General features: G+C 68.9%; 14 protein-coding genes and 1 pseudogene. 6 read left to right on the top strand and 9 right to left on the bottom strand.

What is annotated here, in order from left to right; all coding sequences use genetic code 11:
- Positions 1-44: 44 nt before the first annotated feature.
- The 3 genes from ACFQ0E_RS09280 to aspS form a co-directional block, all read right to left on the bottom strand.
- Positions 45-674: an esterase/lipase family protein gene (locus ACFQ0E_RS09280; protein ID WP_386823372.1), complete on the bottom strand. Its 630-nt coding sequence runs from the start codon at positions 672-674 to the stop codon at positions 45-47.
- Between the two features lie 83 nt (positions 675-757).
- On the bottom strand, positions 758-1,273 hold the full coding sequence (locus ACFQ0E_RS09275) for a GNAT family N-acetyltransferase (protein ID WP_386823371.1): 516 nt from the start codon (positions 1,271-1,273) through the stop codon (positions 758-760).
- A 97-nt stretch (positions 1,274-1,370) separates the two neighbouring features.
- Positions 1,371-3,131, bottom strand: a complete 1,761-nt coding sequence (gene aspS / locus ACFQ0E_RS09270) for an aspartate--tRNA ligase (protein WP_386823370.1) — start codon at positions 3,129-3,131, stop codon at positions 1,371-1,373.
- Between the two features lie 134 nt (positions 3,132-3,265).
- Here aspS and ACFQ0E_RS09265 point away from each other — a divergent pair, with 134 nt between their 5' ends.
- A complete protein-coding gene (locus tag ACFQ0E_RS09265) occupies positions 3,266-3,931 on the top strand; it encodes a DUF3011 domain-containing protein (protein WP_386823369.1) in 666 nt (221 codons plus the stop codon).
- 79 nt (positions 3,932-4,010) lie between these two features.
- A complete protein-coding gene (locus ACFQ0E_RS09260) occupies positions 4,011-4,946 on the top strand; it encodes a DUF3011 domain-containing protein (protein WP_386823368.1) in 936 nt (311 codons plus the stop codon).
- A 63-nt stretch (positions 4,947-5,009) separates the two neighbouring features.
- Here the strand turns inward: ACFQ0E_RS09260 and ACFQ0E_RS09255 are convergent, their stop codons facing one another.
- Together ACFQ0E_RS09255 and ACFQ0E_RS09250 are read right to left on the bottom strand one after the other, a co-directional pair.
- Entirely contained in the window at positions 5,010-5,705 is a 696-nt protein-coding gene (locus ACFQ0E_RS09255) for a hypothetical protein (RefSeq protein ID WP_386823367.1), read from the bottom strand.
- Positions 5,702-6,004 carry an FmdB family zinc ribbon protein gene (locus ACFQ0E_RS09250; RefSeq protein ID WP_386823366.1) on the bottom strand — a complete coding sequence of 101 codons (303 nt, stop codon included), beginning with the start codon at positions 6,002-6,004 and terminating at the stop codon, positions 5,702-5,704. Before ACFQ0E_RS09250 ends, ACFQ0E_RS09255 begins: the two co-directional genes overlap by 4 nt.
- A gap of 610 nt (positions 6,005-6,614) precedes the next feature.
- Here ACFQ0E_RS09250 and ACFQ0E_RS09245 point away from each other — a divergent pair.
- Positions 6,615-7,172, top strand: a complete 558-nt coding sequence (locus ACFQ0E_RS09245; RefSeq protein WP_386823365.1) for a hemerythrin domain-containing protein — start codon at positions 6,615-6,617, stop codon at positions 7,170-7,172.
- Between the two features lie 17 nt (positions 7,173-7,189).
- On the opposite strand, the gene ACFQ0E_RS09240 is transcribed toward ACFQ0E_RS09245, so the two are convergent.
- Positions 7,190-9,124, bottom strand: coding sequence for an ABC-F family ATP-binding cassette domain-containing protein (locus ACFQ0E_RS09240; RefSeq protein ID WP_386823364.1), 1,935 nt, complete (start codon positions 9,122-9,124; stop codon positions 7,190-7,192).
- 205 nt (positions 9,125-9,329) lie between these two features.
- Between ACFQ0E_RS09240 and ACFQ0E_RS09235 the strand changes: the two genes are divergently transcribed.
- Entirely contained in the window at positions 9,330-11,756 is a 2,427-nt protein-coding gene (locus ACFQ0E_RS09235; RefSeq protein ID WP_386823363.1) for a TonB-dependent receptor plug domain-containing protein, read from the top strand.
- 127 nt (positions 11,757-11,883) lie between these two features.
- Positions 11,884-13,541: pseudogene (gene ybaL / locus ACFQ0E_RS09230) on the top strand (YbaL family putative K(+) efflux transporter).
- A 15-nt stretch (positions 13,542-13,556) separates the two neighbouring features.
- Here the strand turns inward: ybaL and ACFQ0E_RS09225 are convergent.
- Positions 13,557-13,994 (bottom strand): hypothetical protein, encoded by a 438-nt coding sequence (locus tag ACFQ0E_RS09225; protein WP_386823362.1) that lies wholly within the window; start codon positions 13,992-13,994, stop codon positions 13,557-13,559.
- Positions 13,995-14,110: 116 nt separating this feature from the next.
- Here ACFQ0E_RS09225 and ACFQ0E_RS09220 point away from each other — a divergent pair, with 116 nt between their 5' ends.
- A complete protein-coding gene (locus ACFQ0E_RS09220; protein ID WP_386823361.1) occupies positions 14,111-14,785 on the top strand; it encodes a YceH family protein in 675 nt (224 codons plus the stop codon).
- Between the two features lie 114 nt (positions 14,786-14,899).
- Here ACFQ0E_RS09220 and clpB read toward each other — a convergent pair whose 3' ends face one another.
- Positions 14,900-17,485, bottom strand: a complete 2,586-nt coding sequence (clpB, locus tag ACFQ0E_RS09215; RefSeq protein ID WP_386823360.1) for an ATP-dependent chaperone ClpB — start codon at positions 17,483-17,485, stop codon at positions 14,900-14,902.
- A gap of 144 nt (positions 17,486-17,629) precedes the next feature.
- A complete protein-coding gene (locus ACFQ0E_RS09210) occupies positions 17,630-18,595 on the bottom strand; it encodes a tetratricopeptide repeat protein (RefSeq protein WP_386823359.1) in 966 nt (321 codons plus the stop codon).
- Between the last annotated feature and the right edge of the window lie 8 nt (positions 18,596-18,603).

Genomic DNA, 18,603 nt, shown 5'->3' with positions numbered 1-18,603 from the left:
CAAGCGCCGCCGCCGCCCGCCATCCCCGTGCATATCCAGATGGATCAGCCTGCGAACCGTCCGTGGCGGAGGAATCGTGCCGCCCGGCGCGCGGCCTCGGCGGACAGCACCAGGCCCGTGTGGCTGGCCGGCACGACGCAGTGGTCGGCGATGCCCGGCAGGCGGGTCTCGGACACGGCCACGGTGCCATCGGACGGGCCGTCCATCCGCGTGAACAGGCCGCCGACGCCGCGGGCATGGCCGCCGGCGACCACGCCGACCTCGGCCCGCCCGTCCCAGGGCGCGCAACCCCGCACCAGCAGGTCGCGGCTGCGGCCCAGGGCCCAGGACAGGCCGGGCCGGTCGCCCAGCGCGGCCGCCACGCCGCTGCCGTTGAGCGGCGAGCCGAGGCAGACCACCCGTTCCACCGGCAGGTCCGGCGCGCGACGCAGGGCCTCAAGGATGACCAGGCCGCCCAGGCTGTGGCCGACCAGCCATGCCGTGGGCTTCCGCCGGAGGTGCTCGACCAGGCGCTCGGCGCCGGTCTCCGCGCCAGCGAGGATGCTGGCGTAGCCGAACAGCTCGGGGGCGAGGCCCTCGCGGCGCAGGCGCAGGGCGAACGGCGCCAGCCAATGACGGGCATTCCAGATGCCGTGGACGAGCAGGACGTTCTGGGCAGCAGGGGATGTCGGCATGCGGGAGGCCTGCGTCGCATGGGCGGGTGCGACCAGGGACCGACATGGGCCCCGGCGCGCCCGTTCGCAAGTGCGCCCCGCCCTCAGGCTTGGCGGCGGAAGATGAATTCGTGGTCGCGGGTCGCGCCGACCGGGAACAGGTACTCGCCCGCCTTGTCGAAGCCGTAGCGCGCGTAGAAGCGCTGCGCGCCGAAATTCTCGCTCCACACGCCGACCCACAGCGTGCGCGGACCGTCGCGCAGCAGCCAGTCCATCGCGGTCTGCATCAATTTCGCGCCCCAGCCGCCGTTGTGGGCGTGACTGAGAATGTAGAGCCGCTTGATCTCGCCGTGCGCCTCGTCCGCCTCGGGATGCGGCAGGCCGCAGGGACCGACGTAGACATGCCCGATCGCCTCGTCGCCGTCCTCCAGCAGCCAGATCGCGCTGCGCGGGTCCTCCAGCGCCTCGCGCTGGGTGTCGGGCGTGTAGCAGGTGCGCAGGAAGTAGTCGAGATCCTCCGGCGGATACATGTGGCCGAAGGTCTCGGTGAAACAGCGACAGGCGAGATCGGCGACGCGCTCGGCATCGGCGGGGGTGGCGCGGCGGATGGCGTACGACATCACGGATGATCCTGTCTTGTAGAGCGGAGCTTGCTCCGCTCACGCTGTTCGCGGGAAATGCGAGCGGAGCAAGCTCCGCTCTACAACAGCGTGGCGATCAGGCCTCCGTCGGACGCACCTGCACATGCACCTCGGCCAGCTGCGCATCGGGGATCGGTGACGGCGCGCCGGTCATCAGGCACTGCGCGGTGGTGGTCTTCGGGAAAGCGATGACGTCGCGGATCGATTCGCTGCCGGCCATCAGCGCGGCGATGCGGTCGATGCCGAAGGCGATGCCGCCGTGCGGCGGCGCGCCGTACTTCAGCGCGTCGAGCAGGAAGCCGAACTTCAGCTCCGCCTCTTCCTTGCCGATGCCCAGCAGGTCGAACACCGCGCTCTGCATCGCCGAGTTGTGGATGCGGATCGAACCGCCGCCGATCTCGTTACCGTTGAGCACCATGTCGTAGCCGCGCGACACCGCAGTCTTCGCGTTCGCGCGCAGGTCGCCGATGTCGTCCACCGCAGGCGCGGTGAAGGGATGATGCAGCGCGACGTAGCGCTGGGCCTCGGCATCCCACTCGAACATCGGGAAATCGACGACCCACAGCGGCTTCCAGCCGTCCTCGACGAGACCGAGGTCCTTGCCGAGCTTCAGGCGCAGCGCGCCCATGAAGTCGCTGGCGGTCTTGTAGTCGGCGGCGCCGAAGAAGATCGCGTCGCCGGTCTGCGCGCCGGTGGCCTGCACGATCGCGGCGAGCGTGGCGTCGTCGAGGAACTTGGCGATCGGCGAGGTGATGCCCTCGCGGCCCTTCGACGCGTCGTCGATCTTCATCCACGCCAGGCCCTTGGCGCCGTACTTGGCGGCATGCGCACCGCACTCGTCGATCTGCTTGCGCGAGAACGCGGCGGCGCCCGGCGCGCGCAGCGCGATCACGCGGCCGTCTTCATGGTTCGCCCAATCAGTGAAGACCTTGAACTCGCAGGTCTTCACCAGGTCGGCGATGTCGACGAACTCCAGCGCGATGCGCAGGTCCGGCTTGTCCGAGCCATAGCGGCGCATCGCTTCGGCATAGGTCATGCGCGGGAACTCGCCGAGGTCGACGTCCATCACTTCCTGGAACACTTCGCGGATCATCGCTTCGGTGGCGTCCTGCACGTCGCGCTCGCCGACCCAGGCGAACTCCATGTCGAGCTGGGTGAATTCCAACTGGCGATCGGCGCGCAGCGCTTCGTCGCGGAAGCAGCGGGCGATCTGGTAATAGCGGTCGAAGCCCGCCATCATCAGGATCTGCTTGAACAGCTGCGGCGACTGCGGCAGCGCGTAGAACTCGCCCGGATGCATGCGCGCCGGCACGAGGAAGTCGCGCGCGCCCTCGGGCGTGGCCTTGGTGAGGATCGGCGTTTCGATGTCCTGGAAACCGCGCGCGTCCAGCCAGCGGCGCAGCGCCTGCACCAGGCGGATGCGCGTGCGCATCGCCTGCTGCATCTCCGGACGGCGCAGGTCGAGGTAGCGGTACTTCAGGCGTACGTCCTCGCCCGGGTTCTCGTGGGCGTGGAACGGCAGGGCCTCGGCCTTGTTGAGGACTTCGATGGCGGTCGGCACGATCTCGATCTTGCCGGTCCGGATCTTGTCGTTCGGCGCGTAGCGCGCGCGGACGGTGCCGGTCACGCGTACCGCATCCTCGGCGCCCAGCGTCCCGGCGATCGCGAACAGCTCGGGCTGGTCGCTTTCCACCAGCACCTGCACGATGCCTTCATGGTCGCGCACGTCGACGAAGGCCTGGTGGCTCTGGACGCGGGCCTTGTTGACCCAGCCGCAAACGGTGACGGTCTGGCCGATGAGGGTCTCGTGAACGAGACCGCAGAAATGGGTGCGCATGGGGGAAGCTCCGGGGTAGGATCGCCCGGCAGAGGCCGGAGGGACCCGACATTTTAGCGGTTGCGCCGGCCGCGTGCCTTGGCCTCGCCCACCGGGCGGGCGGCACGATCCCCCAACCCATCCAAGGATCCCCCATGACGACCCTCTTCCGGACCCTCACCCTGTGCGCGATGGCCGGCCTTGCCTGGTCGGCCGCACCCGAGGCCCACGCCCAGTTCGGCAGCAAGGACAGCGTGCGCTGCGAGAGCAAGGACAACCGCCGCGAGACCTGCGACACCAAGTGGCCGGGCCAGACCGAGCTGACCCGCCAGCTGTCCGACACCCGCTGCGTGAAGGGCAGTACCTGGGGTGCTAGCCCGGGCAAGGTCTGGGTGTCCGGTGGCTGCCGCGCCGAATTCGGCCCGCAGTACAGCGGCAAGGTCATCAAGTGCGAGAGTTCGGACGGCAAGTACAAGACCTGCGGCAGCAACCTCTACGGCAATCCCGACCTGATCCGCCAGCTCTCGGGCACGCCGTGCCAGCAGGGCGTCAGCTGGGGCCTGCGCAACGGTTCGATCTGGGTCGACAAGGGCTGCCGCGGCGAATTCCGCATCGGCGAGAGCAGCGGCCGCTACAGCGTCACCTGCGCCAGCGAGAACGGCCGCCGCGCCAGCTGTGCCTGGGACGCGCGCAAGGGCCAGCCCAGCCTGCTGGAAACCCTGTCGAAGTCGCCCTGCGTGCAGGGCCGCAGCTGGGGCTACGACAAGAAGGCCGGCCTCTGGGTCGACGAAGGCTGCCGCGGCCGTTTCGGAGTACGCTGAACTACCGGCTGAACACTGATCGGCGCCCCGGCGACCGCAGGGGCGCCACCTTTCCGATCCATCGATGGGAGACGCACGCATGACACGGTTCACGATCCCGTTGTTGCTGTCCGCAACCTTGGCTGGCGCCGTCGTCGCGGCCCTGCCGATCACCTCCGCCCATGCCCAGATCGGCGCGCGCGCCTACGCGCCGGAACGTCTCTGGGAACTGTCGCCTGCCGAGCAGCGGCGGGTGATTTCGCTGGAGTATTCGGAACAGTCCGGCGGGCGGCGCATCCCCGAAGACCAGATGCGCTTCTACCTCGACCAGGTCCGGCTCTCACGCTGGACCTTCAGCCGCGTGAAGGCCGACATCGCCGAATCGCTGGGCTATCAGGGCGGAGGCAGCTACCCGCCCGGCCAGGGCAACGGCAACACCATCCGCTGCGAAAGCCGCGACAACCGCCAGCAGACCTGTCGCACCCCGTGGCGCGGCCGCTCGGAGCTGGTGCGCCAGCTGTCGGGCACCCCCTGCAATGAAGGCCAGAACTGGTCCAGCAGCAATGGCCAGGTCTGGGTGCGCGGCGGGTGCCGGGCGGAATTCCGCGAAGCGCGCTGGGACAACGGCGGTGGCGGCATCGGCACCGACATCCGCTGCGAAAGCGCCGATGGACGCTATCGGCAGTGCGGCGGCAATCTCTACGGCACGCCGCGCCTGGTCCGCCAGCTGTCCGACACGGCCTGCCGCGAAGGCCAGAACTGGGGCCTGCGCAACGGCTACCTGTGGGTCGACAACGGCTGCCGCGGCATCTTCCGCGTCGACCGCAACGGCGGCGGTGGCGGCGACTACAGCGTGACCTGCACCAGCGAGAACAACCGCTACACCACCTGCGCCTGGGATCGGAATCGCGGCGTGCCGCGCCTGATCCAGCAGCTGTCGGACAGCCCCTGCATCGAAGGCAGCAGCTGGGGCTACGACTGGCGCAACGGCCTGTGGGTCAACCGCGGCTGCCGGGCCCGCTTCGGCGCGCGCTGACCGAAGCCTTCCCTGCAAACGCACGAGCCCCGCTTCGGCGGGGCTCGTCGTTGATGCGGACCGTCAAGGCACGATGTCGCTGGCGCCCCAGGGCGGTGGCGGTGCCGGCACGGGCCGATCGAGGTCGAAAACGACCCGGAACAGGCGTCCGCCCGGACGCGACAGCTCGTAGACGAAGCGGTTGTCGGACAGCTCCACCGCCCAGGTATTGGTCGTCGACACCGCGCGACCGCCGGCCTGGAACATGGCGATCGACTCGGCATCCACCGGGAAGGCGATCCGCAGCGAGGACGGTGCCGGAGCACGCGCCACGGCCGCATCGCCGCCGTACATCGTCAGCGCATCCGGGCTGCCGTCGGCGTGGCGGTGATCGTGCTTGAACCGCAGCCCGGACGGCGTACGCGTGAACACCCAGGTCCGGGAACGATCCTCGCCGACATGGAACGGCACCCGCACGGCCCCGGTCCCGCATTCGCGGACATGCATCACCAGCGGCTTGCCCGCGAAAGTCGAGTCGGTGCTCGCGGGCACGTCGATCTCGACGACACCGGCGTACGCCTGTCCGCAGCGGCGCGACAGGCCCGCCAGGAAGGCATCGATCGACGCCTGGAGTGGCAGATCCGCATGGCCGGCCAGGGCCGGCGACGGCACGCCCGCCTCTGCGAGGGCCTGCGGCGGTGCAGGCGTCGACGCACACCCCGCGAGCAGAGCGACCAGCAGGCCGCCGCATGCCCCGCGCCGCAGGTGGCGGCCGCTCATGTCGACGAGGAGGAGGACGACGCCGGAGCAGGCGCGGGGGCCGCCGCCGGCGCGGCCGGGGCGTCAGACTTGCCGCCGCCCGAGGACGACTCGGCCAGGTTGCGCTTCTTGTCGCCGTCCTTCTTGAAATCGGTCTCGTACCAGCCACCGCCGGCCAGCCGGAACGACGGCGCGGTCAGCTGGCGCTTGACCCGCAGCGCACCGCAGGACGGGCACTCGGCCGGATCGGGGTCGGACATCTTCTGGAGGCGGTCGAAGGCGTGACCGCAGGCTTCGCATTCGAAGGCGTAGATGGGCATGGGTGTGCTTGGCTCGTTGTGGGCCGCCGGGAATCCGCCGGTGGCCGCCATTCTGGGGCCCAGCGCCCCGGATTCAAGCCCCGCGCATCCACCGAACGGGCATGCGCAGGCATCGACGCCGGATCGATGCAAAACCTCGCGATCATCCAGTCCACCTATCGAACCGACACGGACGACCACATCCTGCCGCGCAAATCGCACGATGCGGCCCGTGCCGATGTCGCTGCGGCCGCAATCTGCCCTGTCGCGTCACTCCGGAGGTGGACCACACCGGAAACACATTGCCTGAGACGCCGAACACGCTGTCCGGCATCGCCGCAGGGGCTGGGCGTACAGCAAAAGGGGCTTCGATCGCGACGCATCGGCCTGATCGTGCGCAGTCGCGAGAGGCGGATACGGCGCCATCGACGCGACGCATGCTCCGATATGCGACGACACCCACAGATTCCGGGCCATGTATGGCATCGCGCTTGCGCAAGCGTTCGCAGGGAGCGCCGAAAGACGCTTCGCACATCGCGGGCACGGAGCTGGAGCGCATCGACGCCGTGCACGCCATGAACGACATCGACGCGCACAGACGGCCGGGCAGGCAGCCCAAGGAACCAGATCCATGCTTTCGCTCCACATCCGCGACACCGAAGACGCCTCCCTCCACGCGCCTCAGGCCAACAGCCCCGATCCGCGCTTCGCGTACGACCCCGACCTAGTCAAGCACCTGGCAGCGGACCACGCCACGCTGCAGGCCACGCTGGCCCGGCTGGAGGACCATGCGCGCCATCGCCAGTTCGCGAAGATCCCGGCGGCGCTGGAGCGTTTCCGCATCGATCTGCTGCGTCACATCGAAGACGAGGACATGCATTTCTACGCCTACGTCGAACGCGCCCTGCGCGACGACCCTCTGGTATCCGAACGCCTGGAGCGCGCCCGCGCGCGCATGGCGGGGATCGCGCGGATGGTCGCGCTGTTCGCGCGTCGCTATACCGAACTGCGGGTCACGCCGTCCACGCGCGAGGCCTTCCTGCGCGACCTGGACGTGATCGCTTCGCTGCTGGGCGACCGGATCGCGCTGGAAGAAACCGTGCTCTACGCGCTGTACCAGCCACCGCACCGGGCCGGCGAACTGCCCGACGAAGACTGCCTGCTCAGCCTGGAATCCTCGTCAGCCTGAAAGAGCGGTGGTCGCGCTCAGCCGTACAGCGCCAGCAGCTCCGCTTCGGCCGATTCGAGCTGTGCGCGCAGCGTCTGCTGTTCGCGGCCGAGGTCGTTGGCACGCTTGCCGCCGTCGGCGTAGGCGGCGGGATCGGCCAGCGCGGTCTCTATGTCGGCGAGCTTCGCTTCGATCTCGGCCACGCGCGCCTCGGCCTTGGCCAGCTTGTGCGGGTTGATCTTCTTCGTGGGCACGGTGGGCGCAGCGGGCGCCGGCGCGGGTGCAGGCGGAGCCGCCGCTGCCTTCGCCTGCGCCTTGGCTTCGCCCTTCTTCTGCTCGCTGCCGCTGCGCGAGCGTAGCCAGGCCGCGTATTCGTCGAGATCGCCGTCGAAGGGTTCGACCACGCCATCGGCGACGCGCACGAACTTGTCGCACACCAGGCCGATCAGATGCCGGTCATGCGACACCATGACGATCGCGCCGTCGAAGTCGCTCAGCGCTTCCGCCAGGGCCTCGCGCATGTCGAGGTCGAGGTGGTTGGTCGGTTCGTCGAGCAGCAGCACGTTCGGCTGGCGCCAGGCGATGAGGGCCAGCGCGAGTCGCGCCTTCTCTCCGCCGGAAAAGCCGTCGATCACCTCGAACGCGCGATCGCCCGGGAAATACCACTTGCCGAGGAAATCGCGGAACGCCTGCGTCGGTGAATCGGGCGAAAGCTCGCGCAAATGGTCGATCGGCGACGTGCCTTCGACCAGGGATTCGACCGTGTGCTGCGCGAAATAGCCGATGCGCAGGTCCGGATGCGCATAGCGCTCGCCGGACAGCAATGACAGCTCGCCGACCAGCGATTTCACCAGCGTCGACTTGCCGGCGCCGTTCGGGCCGAGCAGGCCGATGCGGTCGCCAGCCTCCAGGCCGAAGCCGACGTTGTGGAGGATCGTTGTGGGAGCGACGCCAGTCGCGACTCGCGTCGCTCCCACAGAAGCAGTCCCATCGGCTGCCGATCCGCCATAACCGCAGTCGGCATCGTTCAGGCGCATCAGCGCGAACGGCATCCTCGCCGGTGCCGGGAATTCGATGCGGAACTCGCGCTCGGCGCGCACCGCCTCGGTGCCGGCCAGCTTTTCCAGGCGCTTCATGCGCGATTGCGCCTGCTTGGCCTTGCTCGCCTTGGCCTTGAAGCGATCGATGAACTTCTGCAGGTGCGCGCGCTCGGCCTGCTCCTTCTCGAACGCGATGTTCTGCTGACGCAGGTGCTCGGCGCGCTGGCGTTCGAACTGGGTGTAGTTGCCGGTGTACAGCTTGGCCTTGCCGTCGTGCAGGTGCAGGGTGTGGGTGGTGACGTTGTCGAGGAACTCGCGGTCGTGCGAGATCACCAGCAGCGTCCCGGGATAGCGACGCAGCCACTCTTCCATCCACACCACGGCATCGAGGTCGAGGTGATTGGTCGGTTCGTCGAGCAGCAGCAGGTCGCTAGGCGTCATCAGCGCGCGCGCGACGTTCAGGCGCACGCGCCAGCCGCCGGAGAAATCCGACACGGCCTTGGGATGGGTCTCGGCCGGAAAGCCCAGGCCGTGCAACAGGCGTCCGGCGCGCGCGCTGGCGTCGTAGCCGTTCACTTCCTCAAGCCGCTGGTGGGCCTCGGCCACCGCTTCCCAGTCCTCGGCGGCGAAGGCGTTCGCCTCGGCCTGCACCGCCGCGTGCACCTCGGCATCGCCGCTGAGCACGAAGTCCAGGGCCGGATCGGGCAGCGACGGGGTTTCCTGGGCCACGCTGGCGACGCGCGCCTTGCCGGGCAGGTCCAGATCGCCCTTGTCGGGTTCGATCTCGCGCATCAGCGCGGCGAACAGGGAGGACTTGCCGGTGCCGTTGCGGCCCACCACACCCACGCGCCAACCGGCGTGCAGGGCGAGGTCGACATCGGACAGGAGCAGGCGCTCGCCCCGGCGGAGGGCGAAATTGCGGAAGGAAATCATGGGGATGGCGGGATGCGGTGCCGGAGAGGCCGGCCGGTCGGCGATTTTACGCTGGTCACCGCCCGGACGGGGCATCGATCAGCCGCAGATCGACCGCAGCCCCGGCGTGACCGCCATCGCTTCATGCGGATATGTGGATTGACCCCTCTCCGAAGCCCGTGCTACACCCGGTTGGACAGGATTTCCCCACATGGATGCATTGACGATGAAACGACACCCCCTTTCGTTCGGTCTGCTCGTGGCCCTCGCGGCCGGTCCCGCCCTCGCCCAGTCCCCGCCGCCCGCCGAAAACGACCCGGACACCGGCGCCCTCGACACCATCGTCGTCACCGGCACACGCACCTCGAACCGTACGGTCGCGGAGTCCAGCTCGCCGATCGACGTGATTACCCCGCAGGCGCTGGAAGCCACCGGCACGACGGAACTGGCCACCGCCCTGTCCCGCGCCCTGCCCTCGCTGAATTTCCCCCGCCCGGCCATCACCGACGGCACCGATGCCGTCCGCCCGGCGCAGCTGCGCGGCCTGGCCCCGGACCAGGTGCTGGTGCTGGTCAACGGCAAGCGCCGCCACACCACCGCGCTCATCAACCTCAACGGCAGCCAGGGCCGCGGCGCCTCGCCCGTGGACCTCAACGCGATCCCCGTGTCCGCCATCCAGCGCGTCGAAGTGCTGCGCGACGGCGCCTCGGCACAGTACGGCTCCGACGCCATCGCCGGCGTCATCAACATCGTCCTCAAGGGCAGCGACAGCGGCGGCTCGGCCTCGCTGACCGGCGGCCAGTACAGCGCCGGCGACGGCCGCACCGTCCAGGCCTCGGGCGATGTCGGCTTCGCGCTGGGCGAGCGCGGCGCATTGCACCTGGCCGCCGAAGTCCGGGACCAGGACCAGACCGATCGCGCGCAGCCGTACGTGCTGACGCCGGGCACGACCGTGCGCCCGGCGACGGCGCCGCCGCCGGGCCAGGTGGTGCAGCGCTATGGCGACCCCGAGATCGAACAGTACGCGGTCTCGGCGAACGCCTCGTTCGAGGTCAACGAAGCGCTGAGCTTCTACGGCTTCGCCAACGCCAGCCGCCGCGACGCGCTGTCGAACGGCTTCTTCCGCACCGCGCTCGACACGCGGAACATCCAGGCGATCTACCCGGACGGCTTCCTGCCGCAGATCCGCAACATCGCCGAAGATCGCGCGCTGGTCGCCGGCCTGCGCGGCCTGACCGTGCTCGGATGGGACGTCGACCTCAGCTATAACTACGGCGAAAACGACCTGAGCTTCGGCGTCGAGAACAGCCTCAACCGCAGCCTCGGCCCGACCTCGCAGCGCAACTTCCATGCCGGCGACCTGGAAATCTCCCAGCACCTGCTGAACGTCGACGTGACGCGTTCGTTCGACCTCGGCTGGCTGTCGTCGCCGCTCAACGTCGCCTGGGGCCTGGAATGGCGCGGCGAGAACTTCCGCCAGCGCGCCGGCGAAACCGCGTCCTGGATCAACGGCGGCGCGCTGCTGCCGGGCGGCGTGCCGGCGCCCTCGGGTTCGCAGGTCTTCCCGGGTTTCCGCCCGTCCGACGCCGGCGATTTCAATCGCGAGAGCTACGCGGCCTACCTCGACCTGGAAGCCGACATCACCGACCGATTCAACCTCGGCGTCGCCGTGCGCAGCGAGGAATACAGCGACTTCGGCAGCACAACTTCGGGCAAGGTCTCCGGCCGATTCGCCTTCAACGACAAGGCCGCGCTGCGCGGCACCGTCGCCACCGGCTTCCGTGCGCCGTCGCTGCAGCAGCAGTTCTTCCGCTCGACCGCCACCAACTTCATCGGTGGCGTGCCGTTCGACATCCGCACGTTCCGCGTCAACGACCCGGCCGCGATCGCGCTCGGCGCCGAACCGCTGAAGGCCGAGGAATCGACCAACCTCAGCCTCGGCCTGGTGCTGCAGCCGGTCGAGAACCTGTACATCACGCTCGACGCGTACCGCATCGACATCGACGACCGCATCATGCTGTCGGAAAACCTCACCTCGACCGCGGTGCGCAACTTCCTCAACGCCACCGTCGATCCGGCGCTGGGCGGCGGCCGCTACTTCACCAACGCCATCGACACCCGCACCCGCGGCGTCGACCTGATCGGCACCTACCGCTGGGACATCGGCGACGGCAAGCTCGACATGACGCTCGGCTACAACTGGAACAAGACTACCGTCGAACGCATCGCGCCGAATCCCGCCGCGCTGTCCGCCATCGATCCCACGGCGGTGCGCATCGGCCGCGTCGAAGTCGGCCGCCTCACCGTGGGCGCGCCGCGCGACAAGTTCCAGTTGGGCGGCAACTACAGCCACGGCAACTGGCGCTTCGGTGCGAACGCCACGCGCTACGGCGAGTTCAGCGTGCTGTTCGGCAACAACCCGGCCGACACCTCGCGCGACCAGACCTTCGACGCGCAGTGGACGCTGGACCTGTCCGGCAGCTACAGCCTCGGCAACTGGGACTTCACGCTCGGCGCCGACAACGTGCTGGATTCGTATCCGGACGAGGTGCTGTTCGCGAACTCGACCAACGGCCAGCTGCCCTACAGCGCAAGCTCGCCGAACGGCTTCAATGGTGCCTACGTCTATGCGCGCATCGGCTACGCGTGGTGATGCTGCGGTGACCCCGCACTGAGGACGCAGCGAGGCCCCGGCGACCCCGGGGCCTCGTTCGTCGGGTCGGCCGCCGTGACTGAACGGGCAGACAGGAAGCGCGCGTCCGATCCCGTATATTCGCTGAATGCCGCATCACACCTCACTCATCGCCATGCTGTGCGTGGGCTTCGTGCTCGCGTTCGTCTTCGGCCTGCTCGCCACCCGCCTGCGCCTGTCGCCGATCGTCGGCTACCTGTTCGCCGGCGTGCTGGTGGGCCCGCACACCCCCGGCTTCGTCGGCGACCAGACCCTCGCGCCGCAGCTCGCCGAAATCGGCGTGATCCTGCTGATGTTCGGCGTCGGCCTGCATTTCTCGATGCGCGACCTGATCTCGGTGCGCAAGATCGCCGTGCCCGGCGCGCTGGTGCAGATGGCAGCGGCCACGGCGATGGGCTGGTTCCTCGGCACCCGGCTGGGCTGGTCCGACGCGGAAGGCCTGCTGTTCGGGCTGTCGCTGTCGGTGGCGAGCACGGTGGTCCTGCTCGCGCGCTCGACAGCGCCCGCCTCCTCGACAGCGAACGCGGCCGCATCGCGGTCGGCTGGCTGGTCGTGGAGGATCTGGCGATGGTGCTCGCCCTGGTGCTGGTACCGGCGATGGCCGCGAGCGCCGGTCCCGATACCGGCAGCTCCCTGGGCGCCGCACTGTTCGCGACCCTGCTGAAGGTCGGCGGCTTCATCGCACTGATGCTGATCGTCGGTCGCCGCGTGCTGCCGTGGATGCTGGAACGCGTGGCCGGCACCGGCTCGCGCGAGCTGTTCACCCTGTTCGTGCTGGCCTGCGCGATGGGCGTGGCCTTCGGCGCCGCCGAGCTGTTCGGCGTGTCGTTCGCCCTCGGTGCGTTCTTCGCCGGCATGCTGCTCAACGAGTCGCCGTTCGGGCACAAGGCCGCCGAGGATTCGCTGCCGCTGCGCGATGCCTTCGCGGTACTGTTCTTCGTCTCGGTGGGCATGTTGTTCGATCCGACGATCCTGGTCGAGCAGCCGCTCGAAGTCCTCGAAACCCTCGCGATCATCGTCGTCGGCAAGTCGCTGGCGGCCTGGGCGGTAGTCCGAATGCTGGGCAGGACCAACGAGATCGCGCTGACCATCGCCGCCAGCCTGGCGCAGATCGGGGAGTTCTCCTTCATCCTGATCGGTCTGGGCGTGTCGCTCGGCGTGATGGGCGAGGACGCGCGCGACCTGGTGCTGGCCGGCGCGATCCTGTCGATCATGCTCAACCCGCTGCTGTTCGCCCTGCTCGCCCGGCGCCAGCAGCGCAAGGCCGTGGCGCCGCAGCCTTCGATCATCGATGCCCCGCCGCCGCTCGAATACGTGCTGCTGATCGGCTACGGCCGGGTCGGCATCAAGCTCGCGGAGCTGCTGGCCCGCGACGGCGTGCCGTTCGTGGTCGTGGATACGGACGCGGATCGCATCGAAGCCGCCCGCAGCGCCGGCCACCAGGCGGTGCGCGGCAACGCGGCGGACGACGATGTGCTGGCCGAAGCCTCGCCGGAACACGCGGCGCTTGCGGTGATCACCGTGCCCGACCCGCTGGAGGCCGGCAAGGTGGTCCAGCAGATCAAGTCCGGACCGACGCCGATCCCGGTGCTGGCGCGCGCGCACAGCGACGCGGGCGTGAAGCACCTGCTGGAACGCGGCGCCGATGCCGCGATCCTGGCCGAGCATGCGCTGGCGCATTCGCTCAGCGAGATGGTGATGTCGGCGCCGCCGTATCGGAAGATGCGGACGGTGCCCCAGGGATGAGCGCGGGGACCGGGCTCAGTTCGCTTCGATGGTGAACTTGCTGAAGGCCACGCCCAGCGACCAGCCCTTGCCCTTGCCCGACAGCGCCAGCGACACCTCGCCGTTGGTCATCGCCTGCGCCGAGGCGCTCTTTTCCGCAGCGGCATGGGCTTCGGCGGTGGCGTAGCTGCCGAGCACGTCGCGAATGTCGCCGACGTTGGCGAACTCGCCGAAGCCGTTGACGATCTTGTACTTGCCGAAAGTGACGCCGCCGCCCTTGGTGCGGATCTTCACGGCCAGGCTCTGGCCGTTGCTGCAGCTCACGGTGCCGGTGCCGGAGGCGGTCTTGTAGAACGCGGACCAGCCGGAGAGGCTGTAGTTCATCTTGCAGGTGAGGTCACCGCCGGCCATCGCGGCCGGACTGAGGATCAGGGCCGCGCACAGCGCGAGGCCACGGGGGATCGCATGACGCATGGAGGTGTCTCCTGTGGAGGCGGGTCCAGCCCGCGACCGCGCCAGCTTGCCCCATCCGGGATGAATCGTTCATCAAGCCGGCTAGAATCCCCGGCCAGTCTTCCGCCGAGCCCCGCATGGACACTTCCCCGGACACCGCACAGGACACCGCCCCCGCCGCACCGGCGCTGACGCCCGTCGAGGCGCGCATCCTCGGCAGCCTGGCCGAGAAGGCGGCGACGACGCCCGACGTCTATCCGCTGACGCTGAACAATCTGGTCATGGCCTGCAACCAGAAGACCGCGCGCGAGCCGGTGACGAACCTGTCTTCCGGCGAGATCGGCCATGCGCTGCGCCAGCTGGAGCCGCGCGGCCTGGTGAAGTCCGAGTACGGCGCGCGCGCCGAGCGCTACCACCACCGCATCGACCGCGTCTTCGACCTGACCTCGGCGCAGACCAGCCTGATGGCGCTGCTGTTCCTGCGCGGCCCGCAGACCCTGCACGAACTGCTGGCGCGCAGCGAGCGGATGCACCGCTTCGCCGACGCAGACGACGTGCGCCACGCCCTGGAACGACTGGCCGAACGCGATAAACCCCTGGTCCGTCGCCTGCCGCGCGGCGCGGGACAGCGCGAGGATCGCTACGCGCACCTGCTCTGCGGCGAGCCGGTGATGCCGGAACGCGACGACGACGGCCCGGCCGGTCGCGCGCACGACGCCCGCCCCGACACCGATGCCCTGCTGGCCCGCATCGAGGCGCTGGAAGCCCGTGTCACGGCACTGGAAGCGGCGGCGGCCGGCCAGGACGGCTGAGCCTGATTCTCAGCGCGGGGTCGCATCGTCTTCCATCTCAGGGGATGGCGCGCCTCGTCAGGGGACTCACCGGGCGCCGCCGTATGGTCCGGCGCGCGCCCGGCGTCGGCGAACTCAGTCCTTGCCGAACACCAGCCGTCCGCCCTCGGCGCCGACGCGGACCGTGTCGCCCTGGCCGTAGTCGCCTCCGAGGATCTTCTGCGCCAGCGGATTTTCGAGCTGCTGCTGGATCGCGCGCTTCAGCGGCCGCGCGCCATAGACCGGGTCGAAGCCGACATTGCCGAGGAAATCCAGCGCGGTCTCGGCCAGCGACAGACGGATGCCGCGCTCGGCGAGGCGCTTCTCCAGCCCGCGCAGCTGGATCCTGGCGATCTCGCGGATCTGCGCCTTGTCCAGCGGGTGGAACACCACGATGTCGTCGAGGCGGTTGATGAACTCCGGACGGAAGTGCGCCTGCACCACGCCCATCACCATCGCCTTCATCTTGGTGTAGCCCTCGGGCGTGTCGTCGACGGAATGCTCCTGGATCATCTGCGAACCGAGGTTCGAGGTCATCACGATCACGGTGTTGCGGAAGTCCACGGTGCGACCCTGGCCGTCGGTCAGGCGGCCGTCGTCGAGCACCTGCAGCAGGATGTTGAACACGTCCGGATGCGCCTTCTCGACCTCGTCGAGCAGGATCACGCTGTACGGACGACGACGCACGGCTTCGGTGAGATAACCGCCTTCCTCGTACCCGACATAGCCCGGAGGCGCGCCGACCAGGCGGCTCACCGAGTGCTTCTCCATGAATTCGCTCATGTCGATGCGCACCATGGCGTCCTGGCTGTCGAACAGGAACTCGGCCAGCGCCTTGCACAGTTCGGTCTTGCCCACGCCGGTCGGGCCGAGGAACAGGAACGAACCGCTCGGGCGGTTGGGATCGCTCAGGCCCGCTCGAGAGCGACGCACGGCATCCGAGACGACCTTGATCGCCTCTTCCTGGCCGACCACGCGGCCATGCAGCGCGCCTTCCATCTTCAGCAGCTTCTCGCGCTCGCCTTCCAGCATCTTGCTGACCGGGATGCCGGTCCAGCGCGACACCACTTCCGCGATCTCCTCGTCGGTGACCTTGTCCTGCAGCAGCTGGAAGCCCTGCGTCTCGGCCTGCTGCGCGGCGTGCAGCTGCTTCTCCAGCTCGGGAATCCGCCCGTACTGGATCTCGCTCATCTTCGCGTAGTCCTGGCGGCGCTGCGCGGACTCGAGTTCGAGCTTCGCGGCCTCGATCTGCTCTTTCACCTTGGTCGTGCCCTGCACCGCCGCCTTCTCGGCCTTCCAGATCTCTTCGAGGTCGTTGAAGGCGCGTTCGAGCACGGCGATCTCGGCTTCGAGATCGGCCAGGCGCTGCTTCGAGGCCTCGTCCTTTTCCTTCTTGAGCGCCTCGCGCTGGATCTTCAGCTGGATCAGCCGGCGCTCCTTGCGATCGAGCTCCTCCGGCTTGCTGTCGATCTCCATGCGGATGCGCGACGCCGCCTCGTCCATCAGGTCGATGGCCTTGTCGGGCAGCTGGCGGTCGGCGATGTAGCGATGCGACAGCGTGGCCGCAGCGACGATCGCCGGGTCGGTGATCTCCACGCCATGGTGCACGGCGTACTTTTCCTTCAGGCCGCGCAGGATCGCGATCGTGTCCTCGACACTGGGCTCGCCGACGAAGACCTTCTGGAAGCGGCGTTCGAGCGCGGCGTCCTTCTCGACGTACTTGCGGTATTCGTCGAGCGTTGTCGCACCGATGCAGTGCAGCTCGCCGCGCGCGAGCGCAGGTTTCAGCATGTTGCCGGCGTCCATCGAACCCTCGGCCTTGCCCGCACCGACCATCGTGTGCAGTTCGTCGATGAACAGGATGATCTGGCCTTCGTTCTTGGCCAGGTCGTTGAGGACCGCCTTCAGGCGCTCCTCGAATTCGCCGCGAAACTTCGCGCCGGCGATCAGCGCGCCCATATCGAGCGACAGCACGCGCTTGCCGCGCAGGCCTTCGGGCACTTCACCGTTGACGATGCGCTGCGCCAGGCCTTCGACGATCGCGGTCTTGCCGACGCCGGGTTCGCCGATCAGCACCGGGTTGTTCTTGGTGCGACGCTGCAGCACCTGCACGGTGCGGCGGATTTCCTCGTCGCGGCCGATGACCGGGTCGAGCTTGCCCGACTCGGCGCGCGCGGTGAGGTCGATCGTGTACTTCTCGAGCGCCTGCCGGCTCTCCTCGGCGTTTTCGCTCTGCACCTTCTCGCCGCCGCGCACGGCGTCGATGGCGGCTTCGAGCTTCGCCTTGTTCGCACCGGCGGCCTTGAACGCGCGGCCGGCGTCGCCACCGTCTTCGAGCAGGGCGAGCAGGAACAGTTCGCTGGCGATGAACGCATCGCCGCGCTGCTGCGCCAGCTTGTCGGTGAGGTTGAGCATGCGGGCCAGGTCGTTGCCGACGCCGACGCTGCCGGCCTGACCGGAGACCTTCGGCAGCTTGTCCAGCGCTTCGCCGACGCGTTCGCGCAGCACGGGGACGTTGACGCCGGCCTGTGCGAGCAGCGGGCGCGTGCCGCCGCCTTGCTGGTCGAGCAGCGCCGCGAGCAGATGCACGGGTTCGATGACGTTGTGGTCGCGCCCAACGGCCAGCGACTGTGCGTCGGCGATGGCCTGCTGGAACCGCGAGGTGAGTTTGTCCATGCGCATGGCGGGGACTCCACGAAGAGAAAGGGCGGCCGGGCCGCGATGCCCATGACATAGGGGCCCGCGACACGATTCCAAGGCCTGACCAGCCCAGCGGTCTTGACGCCGGTCAAACGGTCGATCAACCGGTGCGCATGCGATCGATGCTTACAGCTCGGCCAGGGCTGCCTTGGCTTCCTTGAACTTCGGATCGATCTTCAGCGCCGCCTGCATGTTCGCACGGGCCTCGTCCTTGCGCCCCGCCTTGGCCAGCACCAATCCGAGGCGGTAGTAGGCATGCTGGCTGGCCGGATCGTCCTTCCCGCGCGGCAGCTTGAGATAGGCGCGCAGCGCGGCCTCGCCTTCCTGCAGGTATTGCCCGGACAGCGAGGCCATGCGGCCGAGCTGGTATTTCGGCTTCACCGCATTCGGGCTCTCGGTGCTCCACTTGCGGATCGCGTTGTAGGCATCGGCCCAGCGCTTTTCCTGCTGGTACAGCAGGATCAGTCCCAGGCGCAGGCCGTCGTCGCCGGGCTTCGAGGCAGCGGCGGACTCGTAGGCCTTGATCGCCTGGTCGAATTTCTTCTCCTGCATGGCGATCTGCGCCTGCGCCAGGAAGCCCTTCGCACGGTCGTACTTCGCGATGGCAGCGGCTTGCGCGCGGGCCTTGTCGACGCCGCCACCCATGGCACTCGGCGCCTGCAGGTAGAACAGGACCAGCGCATTGCGCGCATCGACCAGGGTCGGATCGAGTGCGACGGCCTGCTCGAAGGCATCGCGCAGCTTCGGCGCCATGGCCATCTTCGACAGCATCCCGACTTCGCCGATGCGGTTGCCGTAGGCATTGCCCAGCCAGAGGAAGGCCTGCGCGTTCTTCGGCCCTGCTTCGGTCGCCCGCTCGCCGGACTCGATCGCCGCCTCGGCCTTGCCCGCCTGCAGGCGCGCGCGGGTCAGCGCGATCCATGCCCCCGCATCCTTCGGCGTCGCCTTCGCCAGCGCTTCGGCGGCCTTCAGCGCCGACGGGTTCCGCGCCTCCAGCAGGGACTGGACTTCGGACAGGGTGGCGGCCTCCGCGCCGGGCGCAACGGAGGCGAGCAGCAGGGACAGGCTGAGCAGTGCGGGGGCGATACGCATTCGGAGGC

It is taken from the genome of Lysobacter brunescens, assembly GCF_042677005.1.
Lineage (GTDB): Bacteria > Pseudomonadota > Gammaproteobacteria > Xanthomonadales > Xanthomonadaceae > Lysobacter_I > Lysobacter_I brunescens.
This window is presented reverse-complemented; position numbering and strand designations above follow the sequence as displayed.